The 23,074-nt window shown below is 72.6% G+C and carries 20 protein-coding genes and 1 pseudogene; 11 read left to right on the plus strand and 10 right to left on the minus strand.

Annotated features, from left to right (window positions below; translation table 11 throughout):
• Nucleotides 1–91: 91 nt before the first annotated feature.
• Nucleotides 92–793 carry a response regulator transcription factor gene (locus ABZ934_RS22650; protein ID WP_361316063.1) on the minus strand — a complete coding sequence of 234 codons (702 nt, stop codon included), beginning with the start codon at nucleotides 791–793 and terminating at the stop codon, nucleotides 92–94.
• A gap of 26 nt (nucleotides 794–819) precedes the next feature.
• The gene (locus ABZ934_RS22655) at nucleotides 820–1,641 is read right to left on the minus strand and encodes an adenosylcobinamide-GDP ribazoletransferase (protein WP_361316065.1); all 822 of its coding nucleotides are present in this window, start codon (nucleotides 1,639–1,641) and stop codon (nucleotides 820–822) included.
• A gap of 85 nt (nucleotides 1,642–1,726) precedes the next feature.
• On the opposite strand from ABZ934_RS22655, the gene ABZ934_RS22660 reads away from it, so the two are divergent.
• Nucleotides 1,727–2,497 (plus strand): hypothetical protein, encoded by a 771-nt coding sequence (locus ABZ934_RS22660; RefSeq protein ID WP_361316068.1) that lies wholly within the window; start codon nucleotides 1,727–1,729, stop codon nucleotides 2,495–2,497.
• A gap of 48 nt (nucleotides 2,498–2,545) precedes the next feature.
• Here the strand turns inward: ABZ934_RS22660 and ABZ934_RS22665 are convergent, their stop codons facing one another.
• Both ABZ934_RS22665 and ABZ934_RS22670 read right to left on the minus strand, forming a co-directional pair.
• On the minus strand, nucleotides 2,546–2,824 hold the full coding sequence (locus ABZ934_RS22665; RefSeq protein WP_361316071.1) for a hypothetical protein: 279 nt from the start codon (nucleotides 2,822–2,824) through the stop codon (nucleotides 2,546–2,548).
• 13 nt (nucleotides 2,825–2,837) lie between these two features.
• Nucleotides 2,838–3,632, minus strand: coding sequence for a PspA/IM30 family protein (locus tag ABZ934_RS22670; RefSeq protein WP_361316073.1), 795 nt, complete (start codon nucleotides 3,630–3,632; stop codon nucleotides 2,838–2,840).
• A 360-nt stretch (nucleotides 3,633–3,992) separates the two neighbouring features.
• On the opposite strand from ABZ934_RS22670, the gene ABZ934_RS22675 reads away from it, so the two are divergent.
• Nucleotides 3,993–4,601, plus strand: coding sequence for a DUF3043 domain-containing protein (locus ABZ934_RS22675; RefSeq protein ID WP_361316076.1), 609 nt, complete (start codon nucleotides 3,993–3,995; stop codon nucleotides 4,599–4,601).
• Between the two features lie 71 nt (nucleotides 4,602–4,672).
• A complete protein-coding gene (locus ABZ934_RS22680; RefSeq protein ID WP_361316146.1) occupies nucleotides 4,673–5,425 on the plus strand; it encodes a methyltransferase domain-containing protein in 753 nt (250 codons plus the stop codon).
• A 97-nt stretch (nucleotides 5,426–5,522) separates the two neighbouring features.
• On the opposite strand, the gene ABZ934_RS22685 is transcribed toward ABZ934_RS22680, so the two are convergent.
• Entirely contained in the window at nucleotides 5,523–5,735 is a 213-nt protein-coding gene (locus ABZ934_RS22685) for a hypothetical protein (protein ID WP_361316079.1), read from the minus strand.
• 117 nt (nucleotides 5,736–5,852) lie between these two features.
• Here ABZ934_RS22685 and ABZ934_RS22690 point away from each other — a divergent pair, with 117 nt between their 5' ends.
• The 6 genes and pseudogenes from ABZ934_RS22690 to ABZ934_RS22715 all read left to right on the plus strand — a co-directional run.
• Nucleotides 5,853–7,064 (plus strand): bifunctional adenosylcobinamide kinase/adenosylcobinamide-phosphate guanylyltransferase, encoded by a 1,212-nt coding sequence (locus tag ABZ934_RS22690; RefSeq protein ID WP_361316082.1) that lies wholly within the window; start codon nucleotides 5,853–5,855, stop codon nucleotides 7,062–7,064.
• Nucleotides 7,065–7,158: 94 nt separating this feature from the next.
• Nucleotides 7,159–8,223 (plus strand): nicotinate-nucleotide--dimethylbenzimidazole phosphoribosyltransferase, encoded by a 1,065-nt coding sequence (gene cobT / locus ABZ934_RS22695; protein WP_361316085.1) that lies wholly within the window; start codon nucleotides 7,159–7,161, stop codon nucleotides 8,221–8,223.
• Nucleotides 8,224–8,303: 80 nt separating this feature from the next.
• On the plus strand, nucleotides 8,304–10,163 hold the full coding sequence (locus ABZ934_RS22700; RefSeq protein ID WP_361316088.1) for a phosphatidylglycerol lysyltransferase domain-containing protein: 1,860 nt from the start codon (nucleotides 8,304–8,306) through the stop codon (nucleotides 10,161–10,163).
• Nucleotides 10,160–10,912 (plus strand): hypothetical protein, encoded by a 753-nt coding sequence (locus ABZ934_RS22705; protein WP_361316091.1) that lies wholly within the window; start codon nucleotides 10,160–10,162, stop codon nucleotides 10,910–10,912. The genes ABZ934_RS22700 and ABZ934_RS22705 overlap by 4 nt, the downstream gene beginning before the upstream one ends.
• 35 nt (nucleotides 10,913–10,947) lie before the next feature.
• Nucleotides 10,948–12,171 (plus strand): histidine kinase, encoded by a 1,224-nt coding sequence (locus tag ABZ934_RS22710; protein ID WP_361316094.1) that lies wholly within the window; start codon nucleotides 10,948–10,950, stop codon nucleotides 12,169–12,171.
• Between the two features lie 58 nt (nucleotides 12,172–12,229).
• A pseudogene (locus tag ABZ934_RS22715) lies at nucleotides 12,230–12,675 on the plus strand (pentachlorophenol monooxygenase); the annotation flags it as partial.
• A 16-nt stretch (nucleotides 12,676–12,691) separates the two neighbouring features.
• Here ABZ934_RS22715 and ABZ934_RS22720 read toward each other — a convergent pair.
• The 5 genes from ABZ934_RS22720 to ABZ934_RS22740 all read right to left on the minus strand — a co-directional run bounded on the left by ABZ934_RS22720 (nucleotide 12,692) and on the right by ABZ934_RS22740 (nucleotide 19,448).
• Nucleotides 12,692–13,519, minus strand: coding sequence for an endo alpha-1,4 polygalactosaminidase (locus ABZ934_RS22720; RefSeq protein WP_361316097.1), 828 nt, complete (start codon nucleotides 13,517–13,519; stop codon nucleotides 12,692–12,694).
• Nucleotides 13,516–14,166 (minus strand): spherulation-specific family 4 protein, encoded by a 651-nt coding sequence (locus ABZ934_RS22725; protein ID WP_361316149.1) that lies wholly within the window; start codon nucleotides 14,164–14,166, stop codon nucleotides 13,516–13,518. Before ABZ934_RS22725 ends, ABZ934_RS22720 begins: the two co-directional genes overlap by 4 nt.
• 68 nt (nucleotides 14,167–14,234) lie before the next feature.
• On the minus strand, nucleotides 14,235–15,761 hold the full coding sequence (locus tag ABZ934_RS22730) for a hypothetical protein (protein WP_361316100.1): 1,527 nt from the start codon (nucleotides 15,759–15,761) through the stop codon (nucleotides 14,235–14,237).
• A complete protein-coding gene (pelF, locus tag ABZ934_RS22735; protein WP_361316103.1) occupies nucleotides 15,758–17,272 on the minus strand; it encodes a GT4 family glycosyltransferase PelF in 1,515 nt (504 codons plus the stop codon). Before pelF ends, ABZ934_RS22730 begins: the two co-directional genes overlap by 4 nt.
• A 124-nt stretch (nucleotides 17,273–17,396) precedes the next feature.
• A complete protein-coding gene (locus ABZ934_RS22740) occupies nucleotides 17,397–19,448 on the minus strand; it encodes a hypothetical protein (protein ID WP_361316106.1) in 2,052 nt (683 codons plus the stop codon).
• Between the two features lie 354 nt (nucleotides 19,449–19,802).
• On the opposite strand from ABZ934_RS22740, the gene ABZ934_RS22745 reads away from it, so the two are divergent.
• Nucleotides 19,803–21,344 (plus strand): leucyl aminopeptidase, encoded by a 1,542-nt coding sequence (locus ABZ934_RS22745; protein WP_361316108.1) that lies wholly within the window; start codon nucleotides 19,803–19,805, stop codon nucleotides 21,342–21,344.
• A 295-nt stretch (nucleotides 21,345–21,639) separates the two neighbouring features.
• On the plus strand, nucleotides 21,640–23,028 hold the full coding sequence (gene lpdA, locus ABZ934_RS22750; protein ID WP_361316111.1) for a dihydrolipoyl dehydrogenase: 1,389 nt from the start codon (nucleotides 21,640–21,642) through the stop codon (nucleotides 23,026–23,028).
• The last annotated feature ends 46 nt before the right edge of the window (nucleotides 23,029–23,074 follow it).

Below are 23,074 nucleotides of genomic sequence, written 5' to 3' on the forward strand. Positions count from 1 at the left end.
GTGGCGCCGCGTCGCTCCCAGGTGCCGTCCTCGCGTCCCGCGTACCGCGCCCGCAGTACGCCGTCCTACTACGGGACCGGCCCGGCGCCGCTCAGTCCGCGCGGGGGCGGACCAGGCCGGATTCGTAGGCGATGACGACCAGTTGCGCCCGGTCGCGGGCGCCGAGCTTGGCCATGGCCCGGTTGACGTGCGTCTTGACCGTGAGCGGGCTGACCTCGAGGCGGCCGGCGATGCCGTCGTTGGAGAGGCCCGCCGCGACGAGGACGAGGACCTCGCGCTCGCGACCGGTCAGCGCGGCGAGCCGTTCGGCGTGCGCGGAGCCGGGGGCGGGGGGCTCGGCGTGGGCGCCCTGGGCGAGGAAGGTGGCGATGAGGCCCTTGGTGGCGGCCGGGGAGAGCAGCGCCTCGCCGGCGGCGGCGACGCGGATGGCGTTCAGCAGTTCCTCGGGCTCGGCGCCCTTGCCGAGGAAGCCGGAGGCGCCGGCCCGCAGCGCCTGCACCACGTACTCGTCGACCTCGAAGGTGGTCAGCATGACGACGCGGACCGCGGCGAGTTCCGGGTCGGCGGTGATCATGCGGGTGCCGGCGAGGCCGTCCGTGCCCGGCATGCGGATGTCCATGAGGACGACATCGGCCCGGTGCTCGCGGGCCAGGGCGTACGCCTGGGCACCGTCGGACGCCTCGCCCACGACGTGCATGTCGGGCTCGGAGTCGACGAGCACCTTGAACGCGCTGCGCAGCAGCGCCTGGTCGTCGGCGAGCAGCACCCTGATGGGCGTCGGCGTCTCTTCCACGCCCCGAGCGTACGGGGCCCGTCCCCTCAGCCCAGGGCGAGGGTCAGCAGCGCCACGGTGGCCGCGACCTCGGACAGGGCTCCGAAGACGTCCCCGGTGACTCCGTCGAAGCGGCGCACGCAGCGGCGCAGCAGGAGCTCGGCGGCGCCCAGGGCGAGGACGACCGCCCCGGCGTGCCGCGCCGCGGCGGGCAGCCCCAACGGGAGGACCGCGGCGGCGAGGGCCGCCACGGTCAGGGCGGTGACGGCGGCGGCCGAGCGGCGCGGGACCACGCCCGCGACCGCCGCGCCCAGGCCCCCGGGCCGGGCCGCGGGGACGCCGTCGCGCGAGGCGAGGGTCATGGCGAGTCGGGCCGCGACGGCGGCGGTGACGGCGGCCGGCGCGCCCCGTGCCCAGCCGTCCGCGTACGCGTCGGCCAAGGCGGCCACCTGGATCAGCAGGACGAACAGCAGGGTGATCACGCCGAAGGGGCCGATGTCGGACTGCTTCATGATCCGCAGCGCGTCCTCGGCCGGTTTCGCGCTGCCCAGCCCGTCGGCGGTGTCGGCCAGCCCGTCGAGGTGCAGGCCCCGGGTCAGCGCCGCCGGCACGGCGACGGTGACGGCCGCGGCCAGCAGCGGGCCGCCGCCGAGCAGCAGCAGGAGGGCTCCGGCCGCCGCCGCGCACACCCCGACGACGAGGCCGGCGAGCGGGGCGCACTCCATCCCGGTGCGGGCGGCAGGCCGGTCCCAGCGGTTGATGCGCGCGGGCAGCACGGTGAGCGTGCCGAACGCGAAACGGATGCCGTCGCCCAGCGGAGCGCGCTCCCCGGGCGGGGCGCCCGGCGGATCTTCGTACGAATCTGTCATCGGCGCGAACGCTACCTGCTCACGCCGGCCGGTAAATTGCCCCAAACCTGCTAAACCGGGAGGTGTCGGGGAAGGAGTCGGCGGTATGGGTCACTGGTGGTATCGGAACATCGTCGAACCGGGGAAGCTGCCGCTGCTGCTCGCCCTGCTCTCCTTCGTGTTGTCGTTCCTGGTCACCCGTGTGATCACCCGGCTGATCCGAGCGGGGAAAGGGCCGTTCCGCAACGTCTCCCCGGGCGGCCTGCACATCCACCACGTGGTGCCCGGGGTGGTCCTGGTGATCATCGGCGGGTTCGGGGCGGTCGCCAGCGGCCGGAGCGGCTTCGGCGCACTGGCCTCTGCCGTGCTCTTCGGACTGGGCGCGGGGCTGGTGCTGGACGAGTTCGCGCTGATCCTGCACCTCGACGACGTCTACTGGAGCGAGCAGGGCCGCAAGAGCGTGGAGGTCGTGGTCCTGACGGCCGCTCTGGTGGCGCTGGTGCTGGGCGGGTTCCTGCCGTTCGGGGTCAACGACCTCAGCGCCGGGGAACGCCAGAGTCGGGGCTTGGTCGCCTTGAACATGGCCGGGAACTTCTTCCTGGCGCTGATCGCCCTGTGGAAGGGCAAGCCGCGCACCGCCCTGTTCGGGACGGTCGTGCCCTTCGTGGCGCTGATCGGCGCGATCCGGCTGGCCCGGCCCGGTTCCCCGTACGCCAAGCGGTTCTACGCCCGGCGCCCGAGGGCCCGCGCCCGCGCCGGGCTGCGCGCCTTCCACCACGACCGGCGGTGGGCCGCGCCCCGACGCAGGTTCGAGAACTTCATCGGCGGCACCCCGGATCCGGAGCGGATCTCCATGAGGAAGGGCCCGCCGCGCTGAGCGGCGAGCCCTCCTCCCGTACGACTCCGCGTACGAACGACCTGGGTCTCAGCCCGGGATCAGGCCGTCGTCGCTGAGCATCTCCCGGACCTCGTCCAGCGTGGCGTCCGGGGCGGGCAGGATGAGTTCCGACGGCTCCAGCGCGTCGTCCGGCAGCGGCTCCCCCAGGCGCCGGACCGCGTCGAGCAACGCGCCGAGCGTGGTGCGGAAGCCCTGCTCGTCACCGGACTCCATCTCCGCGAGGAGGTCGTCGTCCAGCTTGGTGAGCTCGGCGAAGTGGCTGTCGGCCAGCTTCACCTGGCCTTCCCCCATGATGCGGACAATCATGACGGGCCCCGTCCTACTGCTTGTCGAACCGGTGCGGGCTCTGCGACGACTGGCCGGCGCCGGGGGCGCCGCCCTCGATGGCCTGCTGCTGGGCGGACGGGCCGCCCGCCAGCTCGGCCTTCATCCGCTGGAGCTCCAATTCCACGTCGGTCCCGCCGGAGAGGCGGTCGAGTTCGGCCTGGATGTCGTCCCTGGAGCCGAGGCCGCTCTGGTCGTCCAGGGCGCCGGAGGCCAGCAGCTCGTCGATCGCGCCGGCCCTGGCCTGGAGCTGGGCGGTCTTGTCCTCGGCCCGCTGGATGGCGAGACCGACATCGCTCATCTCCTCCGAGATGCCGGAGAAGGACTCGGCGATCCGGGTCTGCGCCTGGGCGGCGGTGTAGGTGGCCTTGATGGTCTCCTTCTTCGTCCGGAAGGCGTCCACCTTGGCCTGGAGGCGCTGGGCTGCGAGGGTCAGCTTCTCCTCCTCGCCCTGCAGGGTCTGGTGCTGCACCTCAAGGTCGCTGACCTGCTGCTGGAGGGAGGCACGCCGGGCCAGGGCCTCGCGGGCCAGGTCCTCGCGGCCCAGGGCGAGTGCCTTGCGGCCCTGGTCCTCCAGCTTGGCGGACTGGCCCTGGAGCTGGTTGAGCTGCAGTTCCAACCGCTTGCGGGAGGTCGCCACATCGGCGACGCCCCGGCGCACCTTCTGCAGCAGTTCCAGCTGCTTCTGGTAGGAGTAGTCGAGGGTCTCGCGCGGGTCCTCGGCCCGGTCAAGGGCCTTGTTCGCCTTCGCGCGGAAGATCATCCCCATACGCTTCATGACACCGCTCATGGGCTTCGCGCGCCCCCTTCTAGACGGACTTCGCTCCAGGTCACAGCCACGGCGGTGCCCGGTCTCCCGAGCCGGCCGCCGGCAGGACCCACAGTACGGGCCCTGCCTCTATTACCGCACTGTTCCGGTGCGGATGCGCTCCTCCTCCAGGACGACTGCCCCCCACGCCGTATCAGGCGTGAGGAGTAGGTGATCCCAGGAGACCCCGGGGGCCCTGGAGGTCCCGGGGCTTCCCGGGGGCTTCCCCGGACGTCCCGCGCGGGAGGTGCACCCGCCGTAAGAACCCTGCACAAGGAAGACGCCCGCCGTTGCCGGATCGTTCCCCTCGGAGGTGGGGCGGGGGCGTACGAGCACGTACGCTTGGGTTTTGTGTTTGGTAGCCGTTCCTCCAAGGAAGACAAGGACGCCGCCACCGAAAAGGTGGGCGCCGGCCTTTCGCAGCCCCGTGACCCCCAGGCCCCGAAGGGCCGCCCGACGCCGAAGCGTGCTGTGGCCCAGTCGCAGCGCAAGGCAGTGGTGGCCTCGACCGGCAACCGCAAGGAGGATGCCAAGCGTACCCGTGAGCGCCGCCGCGTAGAGCTGGCGAAGCAGCGCGAGGCACTCGCCAACGGCGACGAGCGCTACCTGCCCGCCCGTGACAAGGGCCCGGTCCGCAAGTTCGTCCGCGACTACGTGGACTCCCGCTACTCGGTCGCCGAGATGTTCCTGCCGCTCGCGGTGATCATCCTGGTGCTGAGCATGGTGCGGATCCCCTCGATCCAGAACATCGCGCTGCTGCTGTGGCTCGGTGTGATCGTCCTGATCCTCCTGGACTCCGTCGGCCTGTTCATCCGGCTGCGCAAGGCCGTGAACACGCGCTTCCCGGACGAGCCGAAGCGCGGCGCCGTCGCGTACGGCCTGATGCGCACCCTCCAGATGCGCCGCCTGCGTCTTCCGAAGCCGCAGGTCAAGCGCGGGGAACGGCCCTGAGCCGAGCGACGCCCCCCTCGGGGGCGTCGGGGGAGGGAAACCAGGGCTTCGCCGGGGGCGCCCGGCTGTGGCTGGAGGGACTGGGCGGACTGCGCAACGCCGTCCGCCAGGAACTCGTGGGCCGTCAGGTCGACGAGCAGATCGTGCATCGCTTCCCTGTCGGGCGGCGGCTGCGCGTGCTCGACGTCGGCATGGGCCAGGGCACCCAGGCGCTGCGCCTGGCCCGCGCCGGGCACATGGTCACCGGTCTGGAGCAGGACCCCGACATGCTCGCGGTCGCGCACGCCGCGCTGGCCGCCGAGCCGCCCGGGATTCGGGAGCGGGTCCGGCTGCTGGAGGGCGACGGCCGCGAGACGGGAGCCCACTTCGGCCCCGGCAGCTTCGACGTGGTGCTGTGCCACGGTGTGCTGATGTACGTGCCCGAGGCGGACGCGATGCTCGCCGGGCTGGCCCGCATGCTGGCTCCGGGCGGACTGCTGTCCCTGCTCGTGCGCAACGGCGACGCCCTCGCGATGCGACCGGGGTTGGCCGGGGACTGGAGCGCCGCTCTGGCCGCCTTCGACACCGTCGAGTACACGAACCGGCTCGGCCTGGAGGTACGGGCGGACCGGTTGGCCGATCTGACCGCGACCCTGTCCGGGATCGGCGCCCCGCTCCACGCCTGGTACGGCGTGCGCGTCTTCACCGACGGCACCGAGGCCGGCGAGAGCCTGCCGCGGGACGCGGAACTGGAGCGGCTGCTGGCCGCCGAGGACCGCGCCGGGCGGACCGACCCCTACCGCGGTGTGGCGGCGCTGCTGCACCTGTGCGGCGTACGGGGCTGACGCGCCCGGGCCGCCGCGAGCCGGCCGGTACCGCCGGGCCGGCGCCCGCGAGCGGTGTACGGGGTCGCCCCCGCACACCGCCGTTCCCCTCAGGCCCTCACGCGTCCAACGCCTCGCGCAGGCTCATCGTGTAGAGCTCGGCGCCGCCGTCGTCGGACAGCTTCACCCGCTCGACGCCGCCCTCCAAAAGGTCCTTCCAGTACTCCCCGATCCAGGACTCCGCGTCCCCCTGCGTGGTGAACTCCTCAGGCTCCACCGACGGGTTGGTCTCGCCGCCGTCGGCCGCCTCGAACCGCCACGTCCACGCCATGTCCGCCTCCGTTGCTCGTCCGCCGCTCGTCTGTCGCTCGCGCGCGTACTCCGCCTTGAGTCTGCCCGCAGAGTAGCCGGGCGCGCAGCAGTCCCGACGACGCGGGAGGATCATCCCGTGGAACTCACTCTCCTCGGTACCGGTACACCCGAAGGACTGCCCCGCCCCGGCTGTCCCTGCTCCGGCTGCGCCCTGGCCGTCGGCCCGGCGGCCCGCGCGGCGACCGCCGTCCTCGTGGACGGCGCGCTGCTGCTGGACCTGACCCCGGGGGCGGTGCTGGCCGGCGCCCGCGCGGGGCATTCGCTGTCGGGCGTACGGCAGGTCCTGCTCACCCACCCGCACGACGGCCCGGCCGTGGAGCTGCCGCCCGGACTGCCCGCCGCCGGCCGGGTGCCGGACGGCCGGGAGCTGGCCGTGATCAGCGGGCACCGGGTGCGGGCGGTGCCGATGGACGCGCCCGGGACGGGGTACGAGGTCGTCGGCCCGGACGGCGGCCGGCTGCTGTACCTGCCGCCGGGCGGTGCACCGGCGGGCCTGGGCCCCGCCGGGAGCGCGCAGGCCCCGTACGACGTGGTCCTCGCGGACGTGGTGGGCCGCCCGGAGGCGTTGGCGCGGCTGCGGGCGAACGGGGCGGTCGGCCCGGGCACCGATGTGATCGCCGTGCACCTGGACCACGACGTCCCGCCGGGCCGGGAGCTGGAACGCCGGTGCGCTGCGGTCGGGGCGCGGACGGTTCCCGACGGCACCACGGTGGTCACCGGCGAGTACCGCGCGCTGCCGGAGGTGCCGCGACGGACGCTGGTGCTGGGCGGGGCCCGGTCGGGGAAGTCGTTCGAGGCCGAGCGGCGGCTGGCGGCGTTCCCGGAGGTGGTCTACGTCGCCACGGGCGGCTCCCGGGACGGGGACGCGGAGTGGGCGCAGCGCGTGGGCCTGCACCGGGAGCGACGGCCGGCGGGCTGGCGGACGGTGGAGACGTGCGAGCTGGTGCCGCTGCTGGCCGAGGGTGACGGGCCGCCGCTGCTGGTGGACTGTCTGGCGCTGTGGCTGACGGACGCGATGGACCGGGTGGGGGCCTGGGACGACTCGGTGTGGGCGGCGGGCGGTATGACCGGCCTGCGCAAGCGGACCGGCGAGCTGGTGGAGGCCGTGCGGGCGACCCGTCGGCCGGTGGTGTTCGTCAGTAACGAGGTGGGCGCGGGCGTGGTCCCGGCGACGGCCTCCGGGCGGCGCTTCCGCGACGAGCTGGGCCGGTTGAACAACGCGGTGGCGGGCGAGTGCGAGCACGTCCTGCTGGTCGTGGCGGGCCAGGCGTTGATCTTGAAGCCCTGACGGGGGCGGGGAGGTCGCCGACATCCCTACGGGAACCCGGTGGTGGCCTGACGGAGAGGCCGGGGAGGGCCGTACCGCCTGTACGCTCTGGCAGATGACCACGCTGAACCTCGACGAGTTCTCCGATCTGATCGAACGCCCCGACGGGGGCGTCCGTCGTGATGCCGAGGATCGCCGCGAACGGCTGGCCGTGCCGCCCGGCGCGTTGGGTCGGCTCGACGAGCTGGGCGAGTGGCTGGCCGCCGCCCAGGGCCGCGTGCCGGTCCGGGCGATCGAGCGACCGCGCGTCGTGCTGTTCGCCGCCGACCACGGGATCGCCGCCGCCGGGGTCTCCGCCAGGCCCGCCGGCTCCGCCCACGAGCTGGTGCGCGCGGTGCTCGACGGGGCCAACCCGGTCTCGGTGCTGGCCGGCCGGTTCGGAGCCACGATCCGCGTCGTCGACGCCGGACTGGACTGCGACCCGGGGCTGCTTCCGGCGGACGTCACCCGGCACCGCGTCCGGCGCGGCAGCGGGCGCATCGACGTCGAGGACGCGCTGACGCCCGAGGAGGCCGAGGCCGCGCTCCGGCTCGGGATGCGCGTCGCCGACGAGGAGGCCGACGCCGGGACCGACCTGGTCGTGCTCGGCGACCTCAGCGTGGGCGGTACCACGGTGGCCGCGACGTTGATCGCGGCCCTGTGCGGCACCGACGCCTCCGTGGTCACGGGCCGTGGCGGGGTCCCCGTCGACGACCTGGCCTGGATGCGCAAGTGCGCTGCGATCCGCGACGCGCTGCGCCGGGCCCGCCCGGTCCTCGGCGACCAGGTGGCCCTGCTGGCGAAGGTCGGCGGCGCGGACGTCGCCGCCATCACGGGGTTCCTGCTCCAGTGCGCGGTGCGCCGTACGCCGGTGATCCTGGACGGTGTCGTGTCGGCGGCGTGTGGGCTGGTGGCCCAGCGGGCCGCGTTCCGCGCTCCGGACTGGTGGCTGGCCGGCCAGGCGAGCGGGGAGCCGGGTCAGGCGAAGGCCCTGGACCGGATGGCGCTCAACCCCGTGCTCGACCACGGCGTCACAGTGGGGGAAGGAACCGGGGCGTTGTTGGCCCTGCCCCTCGTCCAAGCGGCCGCCGCGCTAGCGGCGGACCTGCCCGCGCGGGCGGCGGGGGAACCGAAGGACTGAGTCGACGGGCGCCACGGGCCTGAGCAGTCCGGGGCGCTCGAACCGCCCGTGGACGGTGGCGCCCCATACCATCGCATTCCATGGGAGAGGTCCGCTTGACCAGCGTAGAAACCACGACGACAGCCAACGGCAGGAAAGAGCCGGGCGGTGACGGCGCCGACAAGGCGGCGAACCGCAGGGGGACGGGACGATCGCGGCGCGGGGCCGCCTTCGCCGTCTGGTACCTGAGAGCCGTCACCTTCGTGAACTTCCTCAGCGCGGTGTGGCTTTCGCTCGGGCAGGACCTGCGCCGGCACAACACCGCCGACTTCTACACCCCGTACCTGCTCACGGCCGGATTCGCGTCCGGGCTGTTCTCGCTGATCCTCGCGGTCACCATGGGCCGCCGCAAGCGGGCCGCCTGGATCCTCAACCTGGTGATCAGCGGGATGCTGCTGTTCGCCTTCGCCACCGCGGCCTTCGCCCCGTGCACCGGCGGCGGGTTCAACTTCTGCTACCCCGAGTTCCGCGACCACGCCCAGAACTGGGTGTCGTTGATGCTGACCGCCGCGTTCGTGGGCGCCCTGGTGCTGGGCCGCCACGAGTTCTACGCCAAGGGCGACCGGTCCAACCCCAAGCTGGCCACCGTCGTCGGCGCCGTGGGCCTGTTGCTGACCTCGCTCGTCGCGGCCCTGCTGGTCGGTGCCACCAACACCGACCCCGACCGCGCCCAGGCGACGTTCCTGGCCCGCTGGCGGTACGGCGTGATGCGGCTGGTCACACTGGAGCCGAACGACCGGGCCTACGACGGGATCGCCACGCCCTCCTGGGTGGACGTCTCCATCAACGTCATGTCGATGATGCTGCTGCTCGCCGTGCTGTACGCGGCGTTCCGCGCCCGCCGTGCCGTCGACCCGCTGACCCCGCAGGACGAGGAGCGGCTGCGGGCGCTGCTCGCCAAGCAGGGCGACCGCGACTCGCTCGGCTACTTCGCGCTGCGCCGGGAGAAGTCGGTCATCTGGTCCCCCACCGGAAAGGCCGCCGTCACCTACCGCGTCGTCGGCGGTGTGTCACTGGCCTCCGGCGACCCGATCGGCGACCCGGAGGCATGGCCGGGCGCCATCGAGCCCTGGCTGGTCGAGGCCCGCGAGCACGGCTGGATCCCGGCCGTGATGGGTGCCAGTGAGGAGGCCGGGCAGATCTACGCGCGCCATGGCCTGGACGCGCTGGAACTGGGTGACGAAGCGATCGTCGAGACGGACGAGTTCACCCTGGAGGGCCGCGCCATGCGGACCGTCCGGCAGGCGTTCAACCGGGTCAAGCGCGCCGGGTACACCGTCCGCATCCGCCGTCACGCCGACGTTCCGACGGAGGAGATGGACAACCTCCTCAAGCGGGCGGACGACTGGCGCGACGGCGCGACCGAGCGCGGTTTCTCCATGGCGCTGGGCCGACTGGGCGACCCGGACGACGGCCAGTGCGTGATGTTGGAGTGCTTCGACGGCCAGGGCGAGCTGCGCGCCCTGCTGTCCTTCGTGCCGTGGGGCCCCAAGGGGCTGTCGCTCGACCTGATGCGTCGTGACCGGGACTCCGAGAACGGCCTGATGGAGTTCATGGTCATCGAACTGCTGGAGCGCTCGAAGGAGATCGGCGTCACACAGGTCTCACTGAACTTCGCGATGTTCCGTTCCGTCTTCGAACGGGGGTCCAAGCTCGGCGCGGGTCCGGTGCTGCGCATGTGGCGCTCGCTGCTGAGCTTCTTCTCCCGTTGGTGGCAGATCGAGTCCCTCTACCGGGCCAACGCCAAATACCGGCCGATCTGGGAACCGCGGTTCATGCTCTTCGAGAAGAGTTCCGACCTGCTGCGGATCGGTATCGCGGCGGGCCGGGCCGAGGGCTTCCTGGAGGCACCCGGCCTGCCGAAGTGGCTGCACCGCAGACATCTGGAGACGCGTCGTTGACAGCGTGGTCGAAACCCTCACCGCGGCGGTTCGCCCGCCGCGAGTGGGGGCCACTGTTCCGGACGATCCGGGACGCGCTCGTCCACGACAAGTGGCGGGCGATCCCGATGACCATCGGCGCGGTCGCCCTGACCTCGCTGTTCCAGATCGTCCAGAACACCCCCTGGGGTTTCCAGCCGGTGCAGGACCTCGGCTCCGTCAAGGCCGCCGACCCGCTCTGGCTGGCGCTCCTGCGGACCCCGCTCTCCCTGTTCGTGCCGGCACTCGACCTGCCGGTGTGGGGGGCGCTCGCGCAGATCCTGCTGGTCTTCGGCATCTCCGAGATCTGCATCGGCTGGTGGCGCACGCTGGTGATCGGCTACGTGGCCACGCTCGCCGGGACCACGTACGCCCGGATCGGGCTCTCGCTGGGCCCCCACCACCCCTTCGGCCTGCCGGTGTCCGACCGCGTCGTCAACGACACCGGGCCGTCGGCGGCGGTGGTGGGGCTCGCCATCTACGTCTGCTGGCGCTACCGGGCGTACCTGACCGGCGGGTTGGTGATCGCCGTCATGATCGGTGAGGTACTGGTCAAGGACAACCTGGCGGGCAAGGAACACCTCGCGGCCATCGCCGCCGTTATGGCGGTGTGCGTGGTCCGCGCGAAGTGGGGGCCGGAGCGCTCCCGCACGCCGCTGGGCCGCCGGCCTCCGCCCGCGCCCTCACCGCCCGCGCCGCCCGCGCCCTCACCGCCCGCCCCGGGGGACTGACCCGGACCGCGGGGAAGGCCGTACCGTGGCTTCCCGTGACGACAGACCCCACCCGGCAGGGACGCTTCCGTGCGCTCCGGCGGTGGCTGCGGCTCCATCCGCCGGCCACCGACGGCATCCTCGCGGTCGGTGCGCTCGTCGCCATGGTTGTCGGCTCCTTCGCCAGCCCGCACGGCCCCCACGGGCCGACCTTCGGCACCCGTACCCCCGAGCCGTTCTCGCTGCTGCTGATGCTGTTGGGCTCGGCCGCCCTCGTGTTCCGTCGCCGCCGGCCACGCGCGGTGCTCGCCGCGACCATCGCCCTGTCGCTGCTGGAGCTGTCCACCGGGGAGCCCCGGGCGCCCGTCGCGATGTGCGCGGTGATCGCCCTCTACACGCTGGCGGCCCGCACCGACCGGCCCACCACCTGGAAGGTGGGCCTGCTCACCATGGCGGGGCTGACGGGCGTGGCCATGCTGGCCGGACCGTTGCCCTGGTACTCGCAGGAGAACATCGGCGTCTTCGCCTGGACCGGGATGGCCGCGGCCGCCGGGGACGCGGTGCGCAGCCGTCGGGCGTTCATCGACGCCATCCGGGAGCGGGCCGAGCGCGCCGAACGCACCCGGGAGGAGGAGGCGCGCCGCCGGGTCGCCGAGGAGCGGCTGCGGATCGCGCGGGACCTCCACGACGTGGTGGCCCACCACATCGCCCTGGTCAACGTGCAGGCGGGGGTGGCCGCGCATGTGATGGACAAGCGTCCCGACCAGGCCAAGGAGGCGCTGGCCCACGTGCGGGACGCCAGCCGCTCCGCGCTGAACGAGCTGCGTGCCACGGTGGGACTGCTGCGGCAGTCCGGTGACCCGGAGGCGCCGACGGAGCCCGCGCCGGGGCTGGGGGTGCTGGAGGAGCTGACGGACACCTTCCGCAACGCCGGGCTGCCGGTGAAGGTGATGGTCGAGCTGGGGCGGGAGGGGTCCCTTCCGGCGGCCGTGGACCTGGCCGCGTACCGGGTGATCCAGGAGGCGCTGACCAATGTGCGCAAGCACGCGGGGCCGGGCGCTACCGCCGAGGTCAGCGTGGTGCGGGTGGGTGCGTCGGTCGAGGTGACCGTGCTGGACGACGGGGGCACCTCGGCGGACTCCGCGCCCCGCCCGGCCGACCCGGGCGGCGGCCACGGCCTGCTGGGGATGCGCGAGCGCGCCGGGGCCCTGGGCGGATCGTGCTCGGCCGGCCCCCGCTACGGCGGCGGCTACCGCGTGCACGCGGTCCTGCCCGCGTAGTCCCCGGCGCCCGGAAGGCGCGGCACGTGCAAGGCGCGGCACGCGGAAGGCGCGGCCGGTCCACCGGGGCGAGACCCGGCGCGGCGCGGCCACACGGATGCCGGGCCTGAACCACCGGGGCTCCTCCCTGGCCGTGGACACCCGCACCGCCCTGCCCGGGGAGGCCTGCGCGCGGGCGACCGCGCTCCGGACGGGGCTCCCGGCGGCGTTCGCCTCTTCGACGCGTTCCGCGGACCGCACTGGACACTGCCGGTCGTCGGCAAGGAAGCGGAGGCCGACCTTCCGATGCTGCCCGACGTCCGCACCCTGCGCGTCCCGTCCTACGAGCCGTACGGCGACGGGGTGTTCCTCGTCCGGCCCGACGGCCACATCGGCTGGGCGGGCGACACGGGGGGGGTGGGGGCATCCGGCGGATCAGGGTCGGATAGGCCGGCCCGCCTGGTGCCGTGGATTTCAAGGCGGAGGAGGGAGCCACGGCGCCAAACGACCCGGGCCCGGCCATGATCCGCCGGACGCCCCCCTAGCCGCGGGGCGGGCACCAGCGGCGCCAGGCGTCCAGGTCGGTCTTCTTCTGGAGCGAGCTGAGCCCCTCCCGCTGCGAGACGGGGCACCACTCACGCAGCGAGCCCTCGTACTCGACGTGGAAGACGGCCTTCCCCGCCGCGACGAACGGCCGGTACCGTCCGCACTCCTCGAACTCCGCGCACTGCTCGTTGACCGCGAACTCGAACTCCCCGACCAACTGGGGGATCTGGTCCAGGTCGTTCTTGAGCCCGACCGACAGCCCCCGGTCGTGCGCCAGCTTGGCGATCAACCGGTTGTAGGCCAGTTGGTCGGCGGCGGTGAGCGGGAAGCCGGAGGAGTTGGCGTACCCGTCCATGTTGTCGGGCTCGATCGCGTCGAAGCCCTTCTCCTTGCACATGTCGAACCGCTTGGCCATCAGCGGTTCCAGCTCGGCCGAGCGCCGGATGTCCAGCCATCGCTCGCCCTCCCAGCCATTGCCCTCGCCCAGCAGCTCCTTCGGGAAGGCGGCGGCGTCGGGGCGGAAGTCCTCCCACGCGCCGGTGGAGAGGTAGCAGATGGTCTTGCGGCCCGCCTTCTTCAGGGCGGCCACCTGCCCCTTGGTGGTGTGGAAGCCGTCGACGTCGTACACCGCCGCCTTCACGGAGGTGTCGAGCGTGCCCGTGAGCTGCCACTGCCAGCTCACCCGCGGCGCGGGCTGCCAGCGCTGACCGGGCGCCGGGTCGGGTGACAGGTCGTCGGGCTCCGGCAGCTCGGGCGCCGACGTACAGGAGGCGAGGAGCAGGAGCGGGCCGACGAGCAGCCAGGCCAGTGCGCGGCGCCTCATGCTCCGGCCTCCAGGTCGTACGGGAGGGTCCCCCACGGGTGCGCGCCGGAGCCGGGGACCGCGCAGTGCACGGCGGCCCCCCGTTCCAGGGCGAGTTCGGCGGCCGGTGCGCCCGGCGGGACGGCGTACACGAGGTGGCAGAACCGCTGGGCGGGGTGGTCGGCGGTCCACCTCGGGGCGGCGCCCGCGTCGCGGTAGGCGTCCCAGGGGCCCTCGAAGGTGACGAGCAGGTCGGCGAGCGCCGCGTAGCCCGGGTGCGGGTGGACGCCGTGGTTCAGGACGAGGGTGCGGGCGCCCGCGGCCCGGGCGGCGACCACCAACCGCCCGTAGTGCGGCAGCAGTTCCGGGTCGGCGGAGGCCTGGTCGAGGAACGCGCCGTCGGTGGAGTACCAGTCGCGGTGGCGCAGCAGGTCCTGGACGACAGCGGCGTGCGAGCGCCGCCCGTAGTCGGTGTCGGCGTACCCCAGGACGGGCACCCCGGCGTCCCGCAGCCGCCCGGCGACGGCGGCGAACCGTTCGTCGGGGGCCTCGCCCGGCCCGCTGTCGGGGTTGAGCACCACCGAATGCAGCCGGCCGGCCGAGGCGATCAGCAGCTCCCACGCCTCGGGCCGGTCGGCGGGGTGCTCGTAGAGGGGCACCAACAGCATGAGGTCCTTCTTCTTGTGCGTCGTCTCGTACGGTGACACGTGCGCGGGGCCCTACGGGCCGGGCGCGCTCAGCGGTGGGCCGTGGCTCGGCCCAACAGCAGGCAGACCAGCGTCGCCAGGGCGGCCGCGGCCGTGGCCGCCACCACCGACTGGACCAGCCGCGGCTGCCCGAGCCCGGTCAGCACGGCCAGGCTCTGGGCGAACGCCGCGCAGGCGCAGACGATCGCGGCGGGTCGCACCGCCCCGAAGGACTGGAGCAGCAGCCCCGTCCACATGACGGCCCCGAGCAGCAGCAACGTCGCCACCCGGGCCCCCGTCAGGCCGGGTGCTTCGGGCCACAGCAGGGTCCCGCTCACGCCCAGCGCCAGCAGCACCGCCAGGTACCGGGCGAGGCAGCCGACCAGGGTGGCCAGCATCCGGCGGCGGAACGCCCGCGGGGACCGGGCCGCCCGCAGCCCGGCGAGGCTGCCGCTGCGGAAGCGGTGCAGCAGCCATTCGGCGGGCCCCATGCTGAGGGTGAGGGCCACCGCCGAGGGTGCCGCGACCGCCTCGGCGGGGCCCCCGGCGAGCACCTCCCCCAGGGCGGCGTACAGCACGAGCAGCCCGGTGCCCAGGCCGAAGACGCCGTACGGCACGGAGTCCGCGAGCCGGGGCCCGCGCGGCGTGTACTCCTCCTCGCCGCCGCGCAGCGTCCGCCACCGCACGGGGCCCCCGCCGGGGCGGGCCCGCATGCGGTCCCGGACCCGGCCCACGAGGGCCCGTACCCCCTCGACCAGCGGGAGTTCCCGGACGGCCAGGGCGCAGGCGGCCAGCAAGGAGACCGCCAGCAGGGTCACCCGCGCCGGCACCGGCAGGTCGACGAACAGGCTGAGCACCGCGCCGGCGGCCATCGGGCCGAGCGCGGCCAGCAGCAGCCGCTCCCGGCCGAGGACCAGCAGCACGGTGGCGGCGCCGACGTACAGCGCCTGCCCGGCGGCGAACACGTAGGAGAACGGCGGGCCGCCCGGCACCGCCAGGGCGGCGGCGGTGCCGAGCAGCGCCCCGGCGGGGGCCCCGGCGAGCAGGGTCCGCCCGGCGGCGGCCCGGTCGCCGAGGCCGAGCCAGGAGTAGGCCCGGTGGGACAGGGTCTGGTCCCACACCCAGCCGATCAGGGCGCCGGCGAGCAGGGTCAGCGTCCCGGCGGGCAGGCCGAGCCGGTCGGGCGGCCCTTCCAGCAGAGGGGCGCCCAGCAGGTACGCGAGCCCGGGCAGGGCGAAGATCACCCCGCGCAGCAGGCAGGCGGTGAGGGACACCTTCCAGGGGTCGGGGACGCTCCGGGGCTCGGGGAAGGAGCGGGGCACCCGGGCGTAGAGCTCCTCCGCGAGCGCGAAGGAGTCGTGGCGGCCGTAGGTGAGGCGGATGTATTCGTCGTTCATCCCGTCGGATTCGAGGATGGCGGCGATCTCGTCGGGGTGGACGGCGGCGGCGACGAACCCCTCGAAGCGTTCGACGAGTTCGTCCATGGGGTCGGCGGCCGGTCGGGCCGTCCGCCGGGGACGGGGGATGGCGGGCAGGGTGTTGCCGCCCGGGACCTTGAGCCACAGCGATCCGCTCACCACACACGTCCGTCGGCCGCGAGTTCGCGGTACCAGGGGTCGGCGAGGCGCTGGGTCCAGTCGTCGCCCGGGTGGACCGGCAGGACGGGCTGGCCGGCGAGTTCCCGGTAGATGTGCCGGAACCCGTCCACGGACTGGTGGAGGGTGAACTTCTCGACGACCCGCTTGCGGGACAGCCGGCCCAGTTCGGCGCGGCGTTCGTCGTCGCGGAGCAGGGCGAGGGTGGCGCGGGCCATGGTCTCCGGTTCGCGGGGCGGGACGACGAGCCCGGTGTCGCCGACGGCCTCGCGCACTCCGCCGACGTCGGTGGAGACGGTGGTGCGACCACAGGACATGGCCTCGATGATGCTGAAGGGGAAACCCTCGCTGATCGAGGAGAGCATCACGATCGAGCCGGCCGCGTAGGCGCGGGCGACCTCCGTGATGCGGCCCTCGAAGGTGACGCCGTCGGACACCCCGAGTTCGGCGGCGAGCTTCTCCAGGCGGAGCTTGTAGTCCTCGCAGCCGGCCGGGACCGGGCCGAAGAGGCGCAGCCGCAGGACGGGGACCTCCTCGCGCATGAAGGCGTAGGCGCGGATGAGGGTTTCGAGGTCCTTGATGGGGTCGACCCGACCGCACCAGCTGAGGGTGGGCACCTCGGGTTCGGGGCCGGCCTCGGGGAAGGCGTGCGGGTCGACTCCGTTGTAGACGGTACGGATGCGGTCGGAGGCGGCGCCTCCGCGCTCTTCCCAGCGGCGGTTGTACTGGTTGCAGGGGGTGATCAGGTCGGCCTGCCGGTAGCCCTCGGTGTTCAGCTCACGGTAGAAGCCGAGCATGAGGGCCTTGACGGGCCAGCGTTGTTCGGCGGTGCGGTAGCCGAGGTAGCGCTCGCGCAGGTAGATGCCGTGTTCCGTGAGCAGGAAGGGCACCTGGTCGAGGTGTTTCGCGGCGAGGGCCGGCAGGGTGGCGAGGCCGCTGCTGACGGCGTGGGAGACGCTGTCACGCGGGATGCGCACGCTGAGCGGTCGCAGGGCGTGTTCCAGCAGGTCGGTTGCGGTGAGCGCGTCGTGGATGGTGGGCGCGGCCTCGGCGGTGGGCATGCCCGGGCGGGTCCATAGGTCCATCAGCAGCCGTAGGACGGACTCGGAGCGCAGGGCCGGGGCGAGGCGGCCGGAGCGGGCCAGCAGGGCCAGTTCGCGCAGGGCGTCGGAGAATCCGCCGTGCACGGGGTCGAGCATCGACAGCAGGAAGGTTTCGTAGGTGTCGGTGAAGCGACGCCGGGTCCTGCCGCGCAGGGCGGAACGGAGCGTGCGGGGCGGCGGCGGGCCCCAGAGCGGCACGGCGGTGTGCCGGTAGACGTTGCGGGGCAGTTGCCAGGTGACCGGCTCGCGTCCGGAGCCGGTCAGGGCTATGACGTTGAAGTCGACTTCCGGCATTCCCCGGACGAGTTGGTCGCACCAGGTGCTGACGCCCCCGTGGACGTGCGGGTAGGTGCCTTCGGTGAGCATGGTGACATGGCGCCCATGGCTCATGCGGTGTGTCCCCCCAGGACGGAAAAGGGGCCGGCGCCCGTGGTTCGTGGAGCGCCGGCGCAAGGTGGTGCTGCGTGCGCGTGCGAATGGAACGGTTCCGGCCCGGCGGAGGGCCGGAGGGCGGTCAGGCCAGCTTGAGCGTGACCGCCGACTGGAGCAGTTCGGGAGCCGTCCACGCGGAGCGGGAGCCCGCGTACGCGGTGCCGAAGTCCGCGGTGCCGAGCAGGAGCTGCTTCTTGGTCCCGACGGGTGCCGTGACGGGTGCGACCACGCCCGAGGGCGCCTTGACGGTGACGTCCTTGCCGATGCGGTAGGCGGTGATCTTGTTGGCGGCGAGCGCGGCGTCCCAGGCGGCGCGGCGGCTGAGCTCGACGCCGGTGTCCTTCATGCTCTGGTTCACGATCGGGGCGCTGGGCGCGTACAGCGTCCGGTAGGTGTCGAGGACCTGGTTGAGGACCGGGTAGAGGGTGCGGTCCTCGGCGAGGTTGGACTGGTGGACGTAGTGCGGGCGGGGGTCGTTGGCCAGCACGTGCCGCAGCGCGGTGCGGGTCTCGGTCGGGACGATGTAGTCGAGGTAGCCGGTGGCGTTGTCGAGGGGGGCGGGCAGACAGGTGGAGGTCGCCGGGTTGTCCTCGCAGGCGCCGCTGCCGCCCTGGGCGCGGCTGGTGTAGATCCAGTTGTACTCGTCGGCCATCTCGGCGTTGGTGCCCGTGTTGTAGTACACGTTCATCGGGTAGCGGGGGACGGTCAGGGCGGCGCCGACGGCGCGCTGCCCGGGCTCGCGGGAGCTGTCGCTGCCGGCCCACTTGACCCCGTTGTCGGCGAGGGCGCCCGCCAGGTTCGGGTTGTCGGTGGGCTGCTGCGGGAGGGTCTTGAGGCCGGAGTGCTCGCCGGTGACCAGCTCGGAGCGGTCGGTGGTGATGCCCTTGGAGGCGGCCCAGTTGTTGTTGTCGCGGATCTGGGCGGAGATGTCGGCGCGGCTCATCCAGTTGATCGCGCCCGTGGCGTTCTTCGTGCAGGTCCAGGGCACGGTGCTGACGTCCTGGACACAGCCGAGGAAAAGGTGGGTGTAGGTGTGGTTCATCCAGCGGTACTGGGCCCGGTCCGCGACGAGCTGGGCGGTCAGGGCGTCGGTGCCGCCGTTCTCTGTCTTCCACTCCTCCCCGGCGCCCGCGTTGAAGAGCAGGTCCAGCTTGAAGCCCTTGGACTTCTGCCACTGCGCCGCGTACTGGGCGTCGGCGGCGGTCATCCGGATGGTGCTCTCCTTGCCCGCGCCGCCCGCGCAGGCGTAGTCGCCGGGCGTGCAGTTGAGGGTCTGGTCCCAGCGGGCGTCGGGGGCGAGGACGTCGTCGACGTGGACGGCGAAGTAGTTGCGCTCCTGGCCGAGGTGGACGCCCTGGGTCAGCCAGTCGACGATGCCCCGGGCGAGCAGCCGGAACTGCTGCTGGTACTGGTTGTAGCCGAAGGTGACGACCAGTTCGCTGCGCCCGTCGTGGGCGTACTCGCCGACCAGCGAGGCCCGTCCGGAGCCGACGGGGGCGTCGAGGTAGCTGGTGTAGCCGGTGCGGGGCTTGGCGATGAACCCGTAGCTCTCCGGGATCAGCGGCGAGTTGTCCTCGAAGGTGACCTGGCCCCCGAGGTAGCCGAACGGGCCCGCCTTGCCGGCGGCGGTGACGGCGGCCTGAGTGCCGTCAAGGGTGCCGCTGTAGCCGCCGTTGTCGGTGTATTCCAGGCCGACTTCGGGGTGCGCCCAGGTGTAGGCGTCGACCTGGCGGATGCCGTACGTCGTCTCGTAGGCGCTCAGCGCGGCCGATTCGGCGGAGCCTTCGCCGAAGGGGTTCTCGTTGGGCAGGACGACGCCCTGGAACTTGGCGCGCGGCCGGCCGTCGACGGTGTCGCTCAGGAAGGCCGCGTCGATGACCGGGCGGCTGCCGCTGCCGAGGTCGACGCGGGTGTAGGGCACTCCGGTGTCCCGGAGTTCGGCGGTGATCGCCGCGACCGAACTGCCGCCGTCGTCGACGACCAGCACCCTCAGGTCGATGCGCGGTACGACGGTGGCCGCCTGGGCGGTCGCCGCCGGCACGGCCACGGACATCAGGGCGGTCGCGGCCATCGCCGCGGCGACCCTGTTCATCCGGTTCTTGTTCTTGCGGACCATTTCGGCCTTGCTGACCATTTCGGCCTTCCCCCCGCAGGCTCCCTCGGCGCCGGCCATGGCGGACAGCCGACCCGGGGAGGCTCTGTGGAAATCATGCAAAGGGACCCCACGCCCCCTTGCGAGAGTGGCTCGAGTCTCTCGGACCTCGTCAGGTCTAAAGGGCAAACCTGGAACAGAGACCACAGATGGGTGAACCTGTCAGTGGTTCCGTCGAACAACTTGCCAAACCTTCGAGTGACGTACGGACGGGGGCGTACGCGTAGGCTCCTTTCCGGGTGCCGCCGCGCCCGAATACGATCGCTGCGGAGCGGCCGGCGACCCCGACGCGACCGCAGCGCACACATACACAAACGGAAGCGAGACTTCACCACCGTGACTGCTCTGACTCTCAGCACTGCCGGCGCGGCGACGCTCCGCGCCGACGCCCTCGTGGTCGGCGTGGCGAAGGGCCCGAAGGGGCCCGTCGTCGCCGCGGGCGCCGAGGCCGTGGACAAGGCGTTCGACGGAAAGCTCGCCGCCGTGCTCGACGCCATGGGCGCCTCGGGCGCCGAAGGCGAGGTCACCAAGCTGCCCGCACCCGCCGGTCTGAAGGTCCCGGTCGTGCTGGCCGTCGGGCTCGGCTCCGTCCCGGAGCAGGACGAGTCGTACGACGAGGAGGCCCTGCGCCGCGCCGCCGGCTCCGCCGCCCGCGCCCTGCACGGCTCGAAGAAGGCCGCGTTCGCCCTTCCCCTGGACGACGCCTCCGCCGTCACCGCCGTCGCCGAGGGCGCACTGCTCGGCGCGTACGCCTTCACCGCCTACCAGGGTGGCGCCGACAAGGTCGCCAAGAACGGTGAGAAGAACGGCGGCCCGAAGCAGCCGCTCGCCGAGGTCGCCCTGCTCGGCGCCAAGCCGCGCGACAAGGAGCACAAGGCTGCCGCCGAGCGCGCCGTCGTCCTCGCGACCGAGGTCAACGTCGCTCGTGACCTGGTCAACACCCCGCCCAACGACCTGACCCCCGAGGCGTTCGCCGCGGTCGCCACCGCGACCGCGAAGGAGAACGGCGTCAAGGTCCAGGTTCTGGACGAGAAGGCGCTGATCAAGGGCGGCTTCGGCGGCATCATGGGCGTCGGCAAGGGCTCCGAGAACCCGCCGCGCCTGGTGAAGCTGTCCTACACCCACGCCAAGGCGGAGAAGACCCTGGCCTTCGTCGGCAAGGGCATCACCTACGACTCGGGCGGCATCTCCCTCAAGCCGGCCGGTCACAACGAGACGATGAAGTGCGACATGGCCGGCGCCGCCGCCGTGTTCGCCGCCGTCGTCGCGGCCGCCAAGCTCGGCCTCCAGGTCAACGTGACCGGCTGGCTCGCGCTCGCCGAGAACATGCCGTCCGGTTCCGCCACCAAGCCCGGTGACGTCCTGCGCATGTACAGCGGCAAGACCGTCGAGGTCCTCAACACCGACGCCGAGGGCCGCCTGGTCCTGGGCGACGCGCTGACCCGCGCCTCCGAGGAGAACCCGGACGCGATCGTCGACGTCGCCACCCTGACCGGCGCCATGGTGCTGGCCCTGGGCGACCGGACCTTCGGGATCATGGCCAACGACGACGCCTTCCGCACCTCGATCCACGAGATCGCGGAGGAGGTCGGCGAGTCCTCCTGGCCGATGCCGCTCCCCGAGGAGCTGCGCAAGACCATGGACTCCCCCACCGCCGACATCGCCAACATGGGTGTCCGGATGGGCGGCGGCCTGGTGGCCGGCCTCTTCCTCCAGGAGTTCGTCGGCGAGGGCATCACCTGGGCCCACCTCGACATCGCGGGCCCCGCCTTCCACGAGGGCGCCCCGTACGGCTACACCCCCAAGGGCGGCACCGGCTCCGCCGTGCGCACCCTGGTGCGACTGGCCGAGCGGACCGCCACGGGCGACCTCGGCTGACGCCCGACCTGCTCGCGAGCACGCGCCCCGGGACCCCGACGAGGATCCCGGGGCGCGTTCGCTCTGGACGAAATCTCGACGATCAGTAGTTTTCTACGCACTGGTAACACGCATTCCGGCGGAACGGCCGTCGCCGGCCGGGGCCCGGCGTCCCGTGTTCCCCCGACAAATGCGAAGATGGGTTCTCGGCAGGACAGGGCCCCCACCACAGGGCCGAAGAAACAAGCGGCCGAATACCAGCCGCCGCCCGGTCACTGAGGACCGGTGCCCGGCGCACATGCATGGAGGACGTGACGTGGCGAACGACGCCAGCACCGTTTTCGACCTAGTGATCCTCGGCGGTGGCAGTGGCGGTTACGCCGCGGCGCTGCGCGCCTCCCAGCTGGGTCTCGACGTTGCGCTGATCGAGAAGAACAAGCTCGGTGGCACCTGCCTGCACAACGGCTGCATCCCCACGAAGGCTCTGCTGCACGCCGGTGAGATCGCGGACCAGGCGCGCGAAGCCGCTCAGTTCGGTGTCAAGGCCACTTTCGAGGGCATCGACATCGCGGGTGTGCACAAGTACAAGGACGACGTCATCTCGGGCCTCTACAAGGGCCTCCAGGGTCTGGTCGCCTCCCGCAAGGTGACGTACATCGAGGGTGAGGGCCGGCTTTCCTCCCCGACCTCCGTCGACGTGAACGGGCAGCGCGTCCAGGGCCGCCACGTCCTGCTGGCGACCGGCTCCGTGCCGAAGTCGCTCCCGGGCCTGAACATCGACGGCAACCGCATCATCTCCTCGGACCACGCGCTGGTCCTGGACCGCGTGCCCGAGTCCGCGATCATCCTGGGCGGCGGCGTGATCGGCGTCGAGTTCGCCTCGGCGTGGAAGTCCTTCGGTACCGACGTCACCGTCATCGAGGGCCTCAAGCACCTGGTCCCGGTCGAGGACGAGAACAGCTCCAAGCTCCTGGAGCGCGCGTTCCGCAAGCGCGGCATCAAGTTCAACCTGGGCACCTTCTTCGACAAGGCCGAGTACACCGAGAACGGCGTACGGGTCACCCTGGCCGACGGCAAGACCTTCGAGGCGGAGGTCCTGCTGGTCGCCATCGGTCGCGGCCCGGTCTCGCAGGGTCTGGGTTACGAGGAGCAGGGCGTCGCGATGGACCGCGGCTACGTCCTGGTCGACGAGTACATGCAGACCAACGTGCCGACCATCTCGGCCGTCGGTGACCTCGTCCCGACCCTCCAGCTCGCGCACGTCGGCTTCGCCGAGGGCATCCTGGTGGCCGAGCGTCTGGCCGGTCTGAAGACCGTCCCGATCGACTACGACGGTGTTCCCCGCGTCACGTACTGCCACCCCGAGGTCGCCTCCGTCGGCATCACCGAGGCCAAGGCCAAGGAGATCTACGGCGCGGACAAGGTCGTGGCGCTGAAGTACAACCTGGCCGGCAACGGCAAGAGCAAGATCCTCAAGACCGCGGGCGAGATCAAGCTCGTCCAGGTCAAGGACGGTGCCGTGGTCGGCGTCCACATGGTCGGCGACCGGATGGGCGAGCAGGTCGGCGAGGCCCAGTTGATCTACAACTGGGAGGCTCTGCCGGCCGAGGTCGCGCAGCTCATCCACGCGCACCCGACCCAGAATGAAGCGCTCGGCGAGGCCCACCTGGCCTTGGCCGGCAAGCCGCTTCACTCCCACGACTAATCCACAGTCACGGGCGCGACGACCACTTCCGCACTTTCGTTAGGAG

Origin of the sequence: Streptomyces sp. NPDC046557 (assembly GCF_040645975.1) — a bacterium.
GTDB lineage: Bacteria > Actinomycetota > Actinomycetes > Streptomycetales > Streptomycetaceae > Streptomyces.